General features: G+C 74.5%; 9 protein-coding genes. 3 read left to right on the plus strand and 6 right to left on the minus strand.

Annotation, left to right across the window (positions count from 1 at the left end; genetic code table 11):
* The first annotated feature begins 28 nt into the window (after positions 1–28).
* On the plus strand, positions 29–856 hold the full coding sequence (locus tag PUR61_RS42555; RefSeq protein WP_329885339.1) for a M23 family metallopeptidase: 828 nt from the start codon (positions 29–31) through the stop codon (positions 854–856).
* 96 nt (positions 857–952) lie between these two features.
* On the opposite strand, the gene pcrA is transcribed toward PUR61_RS42555, so the two are convergent.
* From pcrA to PUR61_RS42570, 3 genes are all read right to left on the minus strand, one after another.
* Entirely contained in the window at positions 953–3,592 is a 2,640-nt protein-coding gene (gene pcrA, locus PUR61_RS42560; RefSeq protein WP_329885340.1) for a DNA helicase PcrA, read from the minus strand.
* A 75-nt stretch (positions 3,593–3,667) separates the two neighbouring features.
* Positions 3,668–4,372, minus strand: a complete 705-nt coding sequence (locus PUR61_RS42565; RefSeq protein ID WP_329885341.1) for a response regulator transcription factor — start codon at positions 4,370–4,372, stop codon at positions 3,668–3,670.
* The gene (locus PUR61_RS42570; protein WP_329885729.1) at positions 4,365–5,807 is read right to left on the minus strand and encodes an ATP-binding protein; all 1,443 of its coding nucleotides are present in this window, start codon (positions 5,805–5,807) and stop codon (positions 4,365–4,367) included. Before PUR61_RS42570 ends, PUR61_RS42565 begins: the two co-directional genes overlap by 8 nt.
* Positions 5,808–6,012: 205 nt before the next feature.
* Between PUR61_RS42570 and PUR61_RS42575 the strand changes: the two genes are divergently transcribed.
* The gene (locus tag PUR61_RS42575) at positions 6,013–7,533 is read left to right on the plus strand and encodes a PspC domain-containing protein (RefSeq protein ID WP_329885342.1); all 1,521 of its coding nucleotides are present in this window, start codon (positions 6,013–6,015) and stop codon (positions 7,531–7,533) included.
* Positions 7,530–7,742, plus strand: coding sequence for a hypothetical protein (locus tag PUR61_RS42580; RefSeq protein ID WP_329885343.1), 213 nt, complete (start codon positions 7,530–7,532; stop codon positions 7,740–7,742). The genes PUR61_RS42575 and PUR61_RS42580 overlap by 4 nt, the downstream gene beginning before the upstream one ends.
* A gap of 46 nt (positions 7,743–7,788) precedes the next feature.
* Here PUR61_RS42580 and PUR61_RS42585 read toward each other — a convergent pair whose 3' ends face one another.
* The 3 genes from PUR61_RS42585 to PUR61_RS42595 all read right to left on the minus strand — a co-directional run bounded on the left by PUR61_RS42585 (position 7,789) and on the right by PUR61_RS42595 (position 13,579).
* Complete coding sequence (locus PUR61_RS42585) at positions 7,789–8,898, minus strand: Rieske 2Fe-2S domain-containing protein (RefSeq protein ID WP_329885344.1); 1,110 nt, start codon at positions 8,896–8,898, stop codon at positions 7,789–7,791.
* A 197-nt stretch (positions 8,899–9,095) separates the two neighbouring features.
* On the minus strand, positions 9,096–10,691 hold the full coding sequence (guaA, locus tag PUR61_RS42590) for a glutamine-hydrolyzing GMP synthase (protein WP_329885345.1): 1,596 nt from the start codon (positions 10,689–10,691) through the stop codon (positions 9,096–9,098).
* A 1,073-nt stretch (positions 10,692–11,764) separates the two neighbouring features.
* On the minus strand, positions 11,765–13,579 hold the full coding sequence (locus tag PUR61_RS42595; RefSeq protein ID WP_329885346.1) for a hypothetical protein: 1,815 nt from the start codon (positions 13,577–13,579) through the stop codon (positions 11,765–11,767).
* Between the last annotated feature and the right edge of the window lie 80 nt (positions 13,580–13,659).

The raw sequence follows: 13,659 nt of genomic DNA on the forward strand, positions 1-13,659 counted from the left end.
CCGAGGCCCACCGAGGAGACAGCCCGCGATGGTTCCCGAAGCAGCCGCCCGCCCCACCCGTGCGGAACTGCGCGTGGCGGCCCGCGAGCAGTCGCGCGCCCAGCGCCGCGACGCCGCCAAGGCCGCCACCCGGACCGCACTGCTCCGGGTCGCGCTGCCCTCGGTGGCCGCGCTCGGTGTGGCCGCGGCTGCCGCGATCTCCGTCCAGGGCGAGGCCGACCAGCAGCGTGCCCAGGCAGCCGGCCGGCCGTCGGAGGAGGCCGCCGCCGGCTCCTCGGGCCCGGCGTCGCAGGAGTCGGCCGCACAGGCCGCACAGGCCGCACAGCAGGCCCTCGCCGCCGGGGACGCCGCCCAGGCCTCCCGCGGCGACGCCCGGCAGCCGCTCTCCGGCGCCCAGGGCACCCCCGACACCGCCGCGCAGGCGGTCGCCGCCGAGGCCCCGAAGCCGCCGGAGCGTCCCAAGGTCTCCCTTCCGGTGACCCAGGCCGGCCTCGGCGAGGTGTTCGGCGCGGCCGGCACCCACTGGGCCAAGCGCCACACCGGCATCGACTTCCCGGTGGACGGCGGCAGCCAGGTCCTGGCCGTCACCGACGGCACCATCCGCACGCTGTGGAACCCGTCGTACGGCTACATGTCGATACTCAAGATGGCCGACGGCACCGAGGCCTGGTACTGCCACCTCCGCTCGTACAAGATCCGCAAGGGCACCGTGAAGGCGGGCGACGTCATCGCCTTCGTCGGCAACAGCGGCAACAGCACCGGCCCGCACCTGCACTTCGAGATCCGCCCGGCCGGCGGCGGCGCGCCCGTCGACCCGCTGCCCTGGTTCCTCGCCCAGGGCGTCGACCCGCGCTGAGCCCGGCACCGGCCGGGCCGGGCCCGCGCCCGGCCCGCGCCGACCACCGATCGGCGCGGGCCGTACGAGCCCCGAGCGGGCCCCGGACGGGCAGACCTAGAGCTTCTCCACCGGCGCGTACCGCAGCAGCAGCTGCTTGCGCCCCTCCGTACCGAAGTCCACGGTCGCCTGCGCCTTGTCGCCGACCCCCGTGGTGGCCACCACCGTGCCCAGCCCGAACGTGTCGTGGGTGACCCGGTCGCCGACCGCCAGCCCCACCACCTCACGCTCGACCGCCCCGCCGGTGCGCCGCGCCGACTGCCCCCAGCCCGCCTTCGGCGAGGCCGTCGCCGACCCGCGCGACGATCCGCCGCGCGAGGAGCCGCCCGACGCGGAGCCGCCCCAGGACGACCCCGAGGAGTACCCGCGCGAGGCCGGCGCCGACGCCGCCCCCCGGCGCTTCCACTCCACCAGGGGCTCCGGGATCTCCTCCAGGAACCGCGACGCCGGGTTGTACGCGGGCTGCCCCCAGGCGCTGCGCAGCACCGACCTGGTCAGGTAGAGCCGCTGCCGCGCCCTGGTCAGCCCGACGTACGCGAGGCGCCGCTCCTCCTCCAGCTCCTTGACCTGGTTGAGCGCCCGCATGTGCGGGAAGATGCCGTCCTCCATGCCGGTCAGGAAGACCACCGGGAACTCCAGGCCCTTGGCGGTGTGCAGGGTCATCATCGTGATGACGCCCCGCCCCTCGTCGTCCTCGTCCGGGATCTGGTCGGAGTCGGCGACCAGCGCGACCCGCTCCAGGAAGTCGGGCAGCGAGCCGACCGGCGGCGTACCGTCCTCCCCGGCGTCCGGCCGCTCGCCCGGGTCCTGCTCGTACTCCAGGGCGACGGACGCCAGCTCCTGGAGGTTCTCCACCCGGGTCTCGTCCTGCGGGTCGGTCGAGGACTGCAGCTCGGCCAGGTAGCCGGTCTCCTCCAGCACCGCCTCCAGGACGGCCGCCGGGCCGGCGCCGGACTCGACGACCTGCCGGAGTCCGGCCAGCAGGGCGTTGAACTTCTTGACCGCGTTCGCCGAGCGGGCCGCCAGCCCGTAGGCCTCGTCGACCCGGAGCAGCGCCTGGGCGAACGAGATCCGCTCGCGCGCGGCCAGCGCGTCGATCATCGCCTCGGCGCGGTCGCCGATCCCGCGCTTGGGCACGTTGAGGATCCGGCGCAGCGGCACGGTGTCCTCGGGGTTGGACAGCACCCGCAGGTAGGCCAGGACGTCCTTGACCTCCTTGCGCTCGTAGAAGCGCACCCCGCCGACCACCTTGTACGGCAGGCCGACGCGGATGAACACCTCCTCGAAGACGCGGGACTGCGCGTTGGTCCGGTAGAAGATCGCGACGTCGCCGGGCTTGGCGTCGCCGGCGTCGGTGAGCCGGTCGATCTCGTCGGCGATGAACTGGGCCTCGCCGTGCTCGTCGTCCGCGACGTAGCCGACGACCTTCTCGCCGTGCTCGCCGGCCGTCCAGAGCTTCTTCTCGCGCCGGCTGGTGTTCCGCTCGATGACGGCGTTGGCGGCGCTCAGGATGGTCTGGGTGGAGCGGTAGTTCTGCTCCAGCAGGATCGTGGTGGCGTTCGGGTAGTCCTCCTCGAACTGGAGGATGTTGCGGATCGTCGCGCCGCGGAAGGCGTAGATCGACTGGTCCGCGTCACCGACCACGCACAGCTCGGCGGGCTCCACCTCGGCGAGCCGTCCGGCCGCCGGGTTCACGAAGTCCCCGTCGACGGTGCGCTTCGGCGCGGCCGCGGCGGCGCCCCCGCTCAGCTCGCGGACCAGCATGTACTGGGCGTGGTTGGTGTCCTGGTACTCGTCGACCAGGATGTGCCGGAACCGCCGCCGGTAGTGCTCCGCGACGTCGGGGAAGGCCTGGAGCAGGTTCACCGTCGTCATGATGATGTCGTCGAAGTCGAGGGCGTTGGCCTCGCGCAGCCGCCGCTGGTAGAGGAAGTACGCCTCGGCGAGCTTCTTCTCCGTCGGGTTGGCGGCCTGGTCCGCGTAGGTCTCCTCGTCGATCAGCTCGTTCTTGAGGTTGCTGATCTTCGAGGTGAAGGACTTCGGCGGGAACTGCTTCGGGTCCAGGTCGAGGTCCCGGCAGACCAGGGCCATCAGCCGCTGGGAGTCCGCCGAGTCGTAGATCGAGAACGACGAGGTGAAGCCGAGCAACTTGGACTCCCGGCGCAGGATCCGCACGCAGGCGCTGTGGAAGGTGGAGACCCACATCGCCCGGGCCCGCGGGCCGACCAGCTGCTCGACGCGCTCGCGCATCTCGCCGGCCGCCTTGTTGGTGAAGGTGATCGCCAGGATCTCGCCCGGCTGCACCCCGCGCGCGCCCAGCAGGTGGGCGATCCGGTGGGTGAGCACCCGGGTCTTGCCGGAGCCGGCGCCGGCCACGATCAGCAGCGGCGAACCGGCGTGCACGACCGCCTCGCGCTGCGGGTCGTTCATCCCGTCCAGCAGCTTCACCGGGTCGATCACCGGCCGGGCGGCGCCGTTGCGGTACCAGGCGTCGCGATCGGCCTCGGCGTCGCTCCCCGGCTCGCTGAAGGCCGCGGTCCGGAACAGTCCGTCCGGGATCGCCTCCTCGTAGGCGTCGTACGGGGCGTCGTCCTCGTACGCCGGCGGCTCCTCGGCGGTGGGCGGCGCGGGCTGCTTCGACCCGGCGGCGGGGGCCTCGAAACCGGGGAGCGGAAGGTCGTCAAAGAGGCTATTCATGGCACTCCGAGTCTATGGCCACCCACCGACAGACCCGCCCGGTCGCTGTGGACCGGGCGGGCTGCGGGCGGGCGGTCAGACCAGTCGACGCGCCGTGGCCCACCGGGTCAGCTCGTGCCGGTTGCTCAGCTGGAGCTTGCGCAGCACCGCCGAGACGTGGCTCTCCACCGTCTTCACCGAGATGAACAGCTGCTTGGCGATCTCCTTGTACGCGTATCCGCGCGCGATCAGCCGCAGCACCTCCCGCTCGCGCTGGGTCAGCCGGTCCAGGTCCTCGTCCACCGGCGGGGTGTCGGTCGCGGCGAAGGCGTCCAGCACGAACCCGGCCAGCCGCGGCGAGAAGACCGCGTCGCCGTCGGCGATCCGGAAGATCGCGTTGACCAGGTCGGTCCCGGTGATGGTCTTGGTCACATAGCCGCGCGCACCGCCGCGGATCACGCCGATCACGTCCTCGGCCGCGTCCGAGACCGAGAGCGCCAGGAACTTCACGCCCCCCTGCTCGCCCATCAGCCCGGCCGAGCGGCGCAGCACCTCGACCCCGCCGCCGCCGGGCAGGTGGACGTCGAGCAGCACCACGTCGGGCCGCGTCTCGGCGACCACCCGGACCGCCGACTCCACGTCGTCCGCCTCGCCGACCACGTCGATGCCGGTCGTCTCGGTGCGCCCGATCTCCGCCCGGACCCCCGTCCGGAACATCCGGTGGTCGTCGACCAGCACGACCCTCGCGGTCCTCCCCGGTTCCCCGGCGGGGGGAATCCCCGCCGACGCTGCCTCAGTCATCCGACCTCTCCATCTCCAGCTCGACCTCGGTGCCGCCGTCCGGCGCGGGCCGCACCCGTGCGGTGCCGCCGTTGCGCTTCATCCGGCCGAGGATCGACTCGCGTACGCCCATCCGGTCCTCCGGCACCGTATCGGGATCGAAGCCGGGACCGTGGTCGCGGACGAACACCATCACCGTCCTCCCCTCGACCTCGGCGTAGACCTGGACCGGTCCCCCGCCACCGTACTTGGCCGCGTTGACGGTCGCCTCCCTCGCGGCCTGCATCTGTGCCGCGATCCGGTCGTCCATCGGGCAGTCGCCGACGATCACCAGCTCGACGGGGACGCCGTGGCGGTCCTCGACCTCGGCGACCACCGCGCGCAGGGACTCCGCCATGGTGTCCGGCGCCGCCTCGGCCGCCGCCTCCGGCCGGTAGAGCCAGAGCCGCAGTTCGCGTTCCTGGGCCCGCGCGAGCCGCAGCACCTCTTTGGGGTCCTCGGCCCGACGCTGGATCAGGGTCAGGGTGTGCAGCACCGAGTCGTGCACGTGCGCGGCGATCTCGGCCCGCTCCTGGGCGCGGATGCGGGCGGTCCGCTCGGCCCCGAGGTCCTGCCACATCCTCAGCGCGTACGGGCCGACCAGTACCAGCACACCGGCCAGCACCGCGAGCGAGGCCTCGACCACCGAACCGATCGTCGAGCCGCTGCCCTGGGTGGCCAGGAAGGCGATGGTGCCCGCCACCACCAGCAGCACGCCGGCGCCGACCCGGGTGTAGGCGCCGCGCCGCCGGTCCCCCTCCTCCAGCCCGAACCAGCGCTGCCAGCGCGAGTCGTCGGCCTGCCGCCAGACCAGCGCCACACCGACGCCGATCGCCAGCAGCGGCCAGGTGTAGGGCTTGGCGGTCTGCACGTTGAGCGCGTTGAGCAGGGCGATCACGCCGATCACCAGCATCACCAGCGCGGCGAGCTGGCCCAGCCCGCCCTGCCGCTGCGAGCCGGTCGCCGCACCGTCCTCCGCCGCAGAGGCCGCAGAGGCTGCGGGGGCCGCAGGGGCCGCGCCGCCCGCCACCCCGGCGGGCTCGCCCTGCAGGGCGTGCTGCAGCACCTCGCGCAGCCGGCCGATCCATCCTCCGCGCCGGCCGCCCTTGCTCAGCTCCGTCCCGGCCGTGCCGTCCCCCGCCCAGGAAGCGGCCGGCACGAACACGCCGTTCACGTACACCCAGTGCGTCCCGCCGCGCTGCGCCGGTTCGCCGATGCCGATCGGCACCACGAACCAGAACGCCGCGTACAGCAGCCCGCCGACCCCCTGCGCGAAGAAGAGCAGCACGAAGGCGACCCGCACCCAGCTGACGGGCAGTCCGAGGTGCACCGCCAGCCCGTGCGCGACCCCGCCGAGCATCCGCCCCTGCGGGCTGCGGTACAGCCGGCGGTACGGCCGCCGCCCGTCGCCGGGCACGGCCGGGTCGACGCCCCCCGTCGGCGGGGCGTCGGGGGTGAGGGGACGGGGATCGGAACCGGGTGCTGCCACGGCACCGATCGTTCCACGCGGGTCCGCCCGGACGCATCAGGGTGGACCCCTGACCCTTCTCAGGGACAAGTCAGGGTCCGGACAGGGCTCGCACCGGTTGGGCGCGGCTCCGGCACCCACCAGGATGGTGGCTATGACCGAAGACCCCCGTACCGAGGAGATCGAGGAGGCCGGGCCGAGCGCCCCGCCGGCCCCGGACCGTCCGCCGCTGAACCGGACCGAGCACCACCGCGTGGTGGCCGGCGTCTGCGGCGGTCTGGGCCGGCACCTGGACATCGACCCGGTGGTCTTCCGCGTCGTCACGGTCGTGCTCTGCCTCTCCGGCGGTCTCGGTCTCTTCCTGTACGGGCTCGCCTGGCTGATCGTCCCGACCGAGCCGGTCGCGGACGGCAAGGGCGGCAGCCGCTCCGGCCGCACAGAGCTCCAGCGGGTGCTCACGGGCCGGGTGGACGGCCAGTCGGTCGGCGCGGTGCTGCTGACCGTGATCGGCACCGGCGTCTTCTTCTCCTCGATGGGCGACGGCGACCAGCTCTTCCCGCTGCTGCTGCTCGCCGGGCTGGTCTTCCTGGCCGTCCGCTACGACCCGGAGCGCCGCCGCGGCGGCCGGATCCGCGGCCGCCGCCGCCGGCACGGCCTCGGCGGTCACGGGGGTCACGGCCACGGCGGTCCCGACGGCCACGGGTCGCACGGCGGACCGTACGACCGGTACTTCCCCGAGCCCGAGCCGGCCACCGGCGCGGACCACCGCCGGCCGCACGAGGCCGAGGACCAGGAGGCGCGCGAGCGGCACGCCCGGGACCGGGCCGCCGGGACCGTCCCGGCGGACACCCCTCCCACCGGTCCGACCGGCTACCTGTGGGACCCGCGCCACCCCGAGCGCAACCCGTACGGCGGAGCCGCCCCCGCCCCGCCGTACGGCGGGGCGACCCCGCCGCCCGGGACGCCCGCCCAGCCGTGGTGGCAGCGGACCGACCTCCCGCAGGGCGACCCGCTGCGCAAGGAGGGCGGCCCGGCCGTGCCGCCCCCGCCGGTGACGGTGCACCGGCGGGAACGATCCCCCCTCGGACTGATCGGCCTGCTGCTGGCGGTGGGTGCGGCCAGCGCCGTCTGGTCGGCCTCCGCCGACGGCGGAGCCGCCCTGCTGACCGGCACCGTGCTGGCCACCGCGCTGCTGGTGATCGGGCTGACCCTGCTGGTCGGCGCCAAGTTCGGCCGGGCCCGCAGGCTGGTGGTGCCGGGCCTGCTGCTCACCGTGGCGCTCACCGCCGTCGGCCACTCGTCGGTCTCGGTGCAGAACCTGCTCGGCGACCGCACCTGGGCGGTCGCCTCGGCGGACGAACTGGAGCAGAAGTACACCCTGGGACTCGGCTCGCTGCGGCTGGACCTGAGCGCCCTCGACCCGGCCGGCGGCACCCTGAGCACCACCGTGGAGCTCGGTGCCGGTGACCTGACCGTGGTGGTGCCGCCGAACGTCACGGTGACGATGCGGACCGAGGTGGGACTGGTCGACGTCAAGGTGCCGGGCGCCGAGACCAGCAGCGAACGCGGTTCCCGCAGCTACCTGCTGCACCCGGCGAACGGCCAGGCATCCAAGGGCACGCTCGACCTCACGCTGATGGTCGGGCTCGGCGACATCAAGGTGGTCCAGTCGTGAGGAAGCACCAGCTCGACCTGTTCTCCCTGATCGCAGGAGGGCTGTTCACCGTGATCGCGGTGCTCTACCTGGTGGCGGCGGTCAACGACGTCTCGGTCAACGGCCGCATCGTCATCCCGGTGACCTTCATCGTGCTGGGCCTCGGCGGCCTGGCCGGGGCGGTGGCGGCGGCGGTCCGCCGCTCCCGGCCGGACACCGAGGGAAAGTAGGCCATCCGGGCCCGCCCCCGGGCCCCGGGGGCCCCGGGGAGGGGGCTCAGCTCTCCAGCGGTCCGAGGTGGAGCTTCTCGCCCTCCTTGGTCACCCGGTACTTCGGCAGCGGCTTGGTGGCCGGGCCGTTGAGCACCGCACCGGTCGCCGCGTCGAACCGGGAGCCGTGGCAGGGGCAGTACAGCTGCCCGTTCTTCGGGGCGTCGACCGCGCAGCCGGAGTGCGTGCAGACCGAGGAGAGGGCGCAGTACTGGCCCGCCTTGGGCTGGACCACGAAGAGCGCGTCGCCGCTGGACGGGTCCTTGACCTGGGCCGAGCCGCCGACCGGAACGCTCGCGGCGTCCACCGTGACGGGCGGTGCGGCGGACGCGGGCGCGGCGGACTGCTTCGGCTTCCCCGCCGCCCCGTCCCGCCCGAAGGTGGCGGTCAGCGAGCCGGTGAGCAGCCCGGCGCCGCCCATGGCGACGGCCGCGATCCCGCCGTCCACCAGGGCCCGCCGCCGGACGTGGTCCTCGGACAGGCCGCGGGAGCGGTCCCGGGCGGCCCGCCGGGCGAGGTAACCGTCCACCGAGAGGTACGGGGTGCCGGCCAGCACCAGCGGGGTCCAGGCCATCAGGTAGACGAGGTCGTTGCCGAGGTAGTACGGCGAGACGTTCCAGCTGACGGTGAGCCAGAGACTCAGGCTGAGCGCGGCGCCGCCGGCCGCGGCGAGGCGGCCCCAGAGGCCGACCAGGGTGCCCAGGCCGACCGCCAGCTCACCGAAGGCGACCAGCAGGCCGAACAGGGTGGGGTGGTCCAGGGCCGGGCCGAGCAGGAAGGAGATCGGGCTGGAGCCCTTGGCGAGCGCCGTCTGCGAGACGAAGGAGGCCGGGTCGCCGGAACCGGCCAGGTAGTGGGTGTCGGAGAGCTTGTCGAGCGCCGCGTAGACGAAGGTGACGCCGAGGAAGATCCGCAGCGGCAGCAGCGCCAGCCGCGAGCCGGCCGCCTTCCACCCGGCCGTCCGGCCGGTTCCGCCGCCCAGGCGGGTACCGCCGGTGCCGCCGCTTCCCGGGCCGGTGCCTCCCGGGCCGCTGCCGGTGCCGTCCGGAGTCGAACCGGCCGTTCCCGCGCCGGCCGCCGCCTGACCGGCCGCCGCGGAGCTGCTGGCCTCCGTCATTCCCCACACCTTCCCTCGCCGGCCCGCCACCGCCTGACAGGTCCGGACGCATTCTGCCCGGTCGTGAGCGCTTTCGGTGGGAGGTCCCACCCGGTGGGCACCCGGTCCACCGCGAACGGCCGCGCCGCCGTTCCCCTGGTACGGGAACGGCGGCGCGGCCGTTCAGGACCGGTCCGTCCGGGACCGGGCGGGAGTGCCTACTCCCACTCGATGGTGCCCGGCGGCTTGCTGGTGCAGTCCAGCACCACGCGGTTGACGTCGGGGACCTCGTTGGTGATCCGGGTCGAGATCTTCGCCAGCACGTCGTACGGCAGGCGCGACCAGTCGGCGGTCATCGCGTCCTCGGACGAGACCGGGCGCAGCACGATCGGGTGACCGTAGGTGCGGCCGTCACCCTGGACGCCGACGCTGCGGACGTCCGCGAGCAGGACCACGGGGCACTGCCAGATCTGACGGTCCAGGCCGGCCGCGGTCAGCTCCTCGCGGGCGATCGAGTCGGCCTCGCGGAGCAGGTCCAGGCGGTCCCGGGTGACCTCGCCGACGATCCGGATACCCAGGCCGGGGCCGGGGAACGGCTGGCGCTGGACGATCTCCTCCGGCAGGCCGAGCTCCTGGCCGACCATCCGGACCTCGTCCTTGAACAGCTTGCGCAGCGGCTCGACCAGCTGGAACTGCAGGTCCTCGGGCAGGCCGCCGACGTTGTGGTGGGACTTGATGTTGGCGGTGCCGGTGCCGCCGCCGGACTCCACCACGTCCGGGTACAGGGTGCCCTGGACCAGGAAGTCGACCGACGCGCCCTGCTCGCCGGCCTCGGCGATGATCTCGGCCTGGGCCTGCTCGAAGACCCGGATGAACTCCCGGCCGATGATCTTGCGCTTCTCCTCCGGGTCGCTGACGCCCTTCAGCGCGGCCAGGAAGCGCTCCTGCGCGTCGACGACCTTCAGCTGCACGCCGGTGGCGGCGACGAAGTCCTTCTCGACCTGCTCGGTCTCGCCCTTGCGCATCAGGCCGTGGTCGACGTAGACGCAGGTGAGCTGGTCGCCGATGGCCTTGTTGACCAGGGCAGCCGCGACCGCCGAGTCCACGCCGCCGGAGAGGCCGCAGATGGCGCGCTTGTCGCCGACCTGGGCGCGGATCAGCGCGACCTGCTCCTCGACCACGTTGCCGGTGGTCCAGTTCGGCGCGATGCCGGCGCCGCGGTAGAGGAAGTGCTCCAGGATCTGCTGACCGTGGTCGGAGTGCAGCACCTCGGGGTGGTACTGGACGCCGTAGAGGCGGGCCTCGTCGTTCTCGAAGGCCGCGACCGGCACCACGTCGGTGGACGCGGTGACGGTGAAGCCCTCGGGGGCGGCGGAGCAGGCGTCGCCGTGCGACATCCACACCGAGTGCTCCGCCGGGACGCCCTCGAAGAGGGTCGAGCCGGTGCGGGAGACGGTCAGCGGGGTGCGGCCGTACTCGCGGGCGCCGCTGTTGTCGACGGTGCCGCCGAGCGTCTTGGCCATCAGCTGGAAGCCGTAGCACATGCCGAAGACCGGGACGCCGGCCTCGAAGATCGCGCGGTCGAGCTGCGGCGCGCCCTCCGCGTAGACCGACGAGGGACCACCGGAGAGGATGATCGCCTTCGGGTTCTTGGCGAGCATCTCGGCGACCGGCATGCTGCTCGGCACGATCTCGCTGTAGACCCGGGCCTCACGCACGCGGCGGGCGATGAGCTGGGCGTACTGAGCACCGAAGTCGACCACCAGGACGGTGTCGGTCTCAGGCACGGACTGGACGGGAGTAGCAGGGGACACAGACGGCCTTCCGGCAGCGGTACGAAAGGTGTCGCACGCGGCGCGTCCTCCGGAGGGGTGGCCGCGGGCGACGGGCGGGGGTCTGCCGTCGAGTCTACCGGCCACCCGCGTTTCACTCGTCTGCCCGCCCTCGCGGCCGTGACCGCGCCGGTGCCGGTTCGTTTCTCCTGGCGACCGTACGACCGCGCCGCGCCCGCCAGGCGCGCCGCCTCCGCCCCGGCCAGGGGCGCCGCCGTACGGGCTTGCAGGACCACGCGTGGAGCTCAACCCAGTCCACCGGCGCACGTGGCGCCGTCGCGGAACCGGCCTCCGGCCGGACGTGACGCGCCGTGGGACCGTGCGCGGGTGCTGCGGCCGGCCAGCAGGGGACAGCGACCCCGGCCGCGACTGGACCAAGGAGGTGGGGCGGTCGGCCACCGGGGACGCCCGGGGTCCGACCGCCGCACCCCGGCGCGATCCCGGCGCACTTCGTTCACCGTCCCACGCCGCTACGCGCGTCCCCGTGCGCTCCGCCCGAGTCTCACTACTCACCGTGATCATCGCTGCCGCCCGGCCTGTACGCCCCCGGGCCCGCCACTGCTGCCCCGGGCTTGCCCCGGCCATCGGGCCCCGCCGGAAGCGCGCTGGACCGAATCATGCCGAATCGGTTGCAGAGCAAGCCCTCCGTCCAGCACGATGCTGCTTGGAAGAGCTTCCCCCGGCGGCTGCAAAGCCGCCCGAGGGGCGCCGTCCCGGTGCCGCCGCGACCCTGGTGGCAACGATTATCACCTCACGCTCCGTGAGCGAGGGCCCGGCTCAGGCATGCCGGAGGCCCACCGCCGCGGACCGCGTGCGCCCCGTGCACCGGCCCACCCTTCGCCGGAGCGGCGGCGCCGCCCTACCCGACAGCCATCCGACCGACGGCGCTCCTCCCCCGGCGCCGTCACCCCAGCACCGGCGCAGCCCTGACGCCGCGTGCTGAACGACAAAGGGCCCCGTTCCCCCGCGGGGCCCTTTGCCCTGTCCGGGCAGGGGCGGTGGGGGCGGCACGGGCAGCAGGGGCGTGCGCCAGCGTGGCGCACGCCCCTGAATCACTACGGCTGGTCGCGCCAGACGCTCGGGTCGACCGGGGAGTCTGCGCCCGGTGCCGGTCCGGCCCCCGGCCCGGAGCGGCGCGACGCCGGTTCCCCGGACGACCCGATCACCTCGCTCACCCCCGGCCACGCACCGGACGCGCCGGACGCCTTGTCCGGCCCGGACGGCCCGGACCCGTCGGTCGGCCCGGGGACGAACGGCTCCGGGGCCGACTCCGGACCGAACGCCCCGAAGCCGACCGCGCCCGGCCCGGCCTGCGCCGGCACCGCGCCGTACGGACCGCCCTGCGCCGAGCGGCCCCGCGCCGCGGCCAGCACGAGCGGCACCGCCAACGCCCCGATCGCCGCCCAGACCGCGTTGGCCACCAGCAGGGTGCCCGGCACCAGGGCGACGCCGTACTCGTACCCGACCTCCCGGACCGTACCGAGGTAGCGGGCGGTGGACCCCGACGAGACCAGCACCCCGGACACCAGCATCAGCAGGCTGAGCCCCGCCGCGTACACCGCAGCCAGCCGGAGCCGGTCGGCCGCGTCGAGCCGGCGCCGGTACGCCGTCCAGCCGAGCACCAACGCGGCGGACAGCGCGAGCAGCCCCGTCCAGCGCCAGTCCGCGCTCTCGCCCTGGAGGTCGAAGAACGAGAACTCGTCGGCGTCGCTCCGCCCCCGGTACCAGTCCGAGTCGCCGGCCGGGCTCTCGCGGGACGTCCGGAAGCTCGCCCCCGAGCCCACCCCGAGCAGCACCAGACCGACGTTGGGCAGGAAGGCCACCGCCGAACCGGTCATGAGGCCCTCGCCCTCGACGGCGATCAGGACGAAGCCCACCGCCGCCGCGAGGCCGACCGTGAGCACCAGCGCCCGGGCAGCCGCCAGCCCGGCGACCGCCCAGCCCCGCACCGCACGGTTGCGCCAGGCCGCCCAGCGCAACGCGTCCGTCCCGTGGACCGCGAAGGCGAGCAGTCCGGCGGACAGCAGCGTCCAGCCGACCGCCTCCGGCCAGCCGGCCGCCGCCGTGTTGGAGAGCCGGCCGTCGAACACGTCGCCCGGACCGTCGGCCGCCTCGTAGCCGCCGGACAGCCACGGGGACCACGAAGCACCGGCGACCAGGCCGAGCAGCAGGGTGGCGACCGCCGCCACGACCGCGGTGCGCAGTGCCTCGCCGGCCGCCTGTCGGCGGGTCCACTGCTCTCCGGTGAGGCGCTGGCGGCGGTTCGCCCCGGCACGCAGGCCGAGCCAGAGCGTGAACAGCCAGAGCGCGGTGACCGTCATCGGCACGGCCCGGACCGTGGTCTCGTCGGTGGCGCTGCCACCGCTGCCGAGCCCCAGCCGGAACGGCGCGCCGAGCGCGGAGAGCGCCATCGCGAGCGCCACCCCGAACCGCCCGCCGAAGTCCGGGGTGCCGATCGGAGCAGGGACCGCGTACCCGTCGGGGACCGCCACGAGCAGCGCGACGACCAGCAGGACGAGGGTCGGCGCGACCACCGCGCGGAGCGCCGGGCGCCAGTCCGCGCCGACCACCCGGCCGAGCGCGACGGACCGGCCCGCGGCCGGGTCGTACGGCCGCCCCGACCCCCAGGTTCCGCCCGGAGCGGGAGCACCGGGCGGCGCCGGAGGCAGGAACGGCGGAGGCAGGTCCGGCACCGGCGGCGGGGCAGCAGCCGGGCCCGGCGGGCCCGGCGGCACCGGGGCGGGCAGACCCGGTGGCGGCGGTGGCGGCGGGGCGGGCGGCAGGAGCGGCGGCGCCGACGGCAGGCCGCAGGAGGCGCAGGCGAGCGCCCCCTCCGCCGAAGTCGCACCGCAGGATGCGCAGATGGCCATGGACCGTGTCCCCCGTCCGAACGAACTCCTGGTCCCCCCAGGGAGCCCTTTTCTCCCACCGGTCACGGACGGCTGTCAAC

This window comes from Streptomyces sp. BE20, from assembly GCF_036322525.1.
GTDB lineage: Bacteria > Actinomycetota > Actinomycetes > Streptomycetales > Streptomycetaceae > Kitasatospora.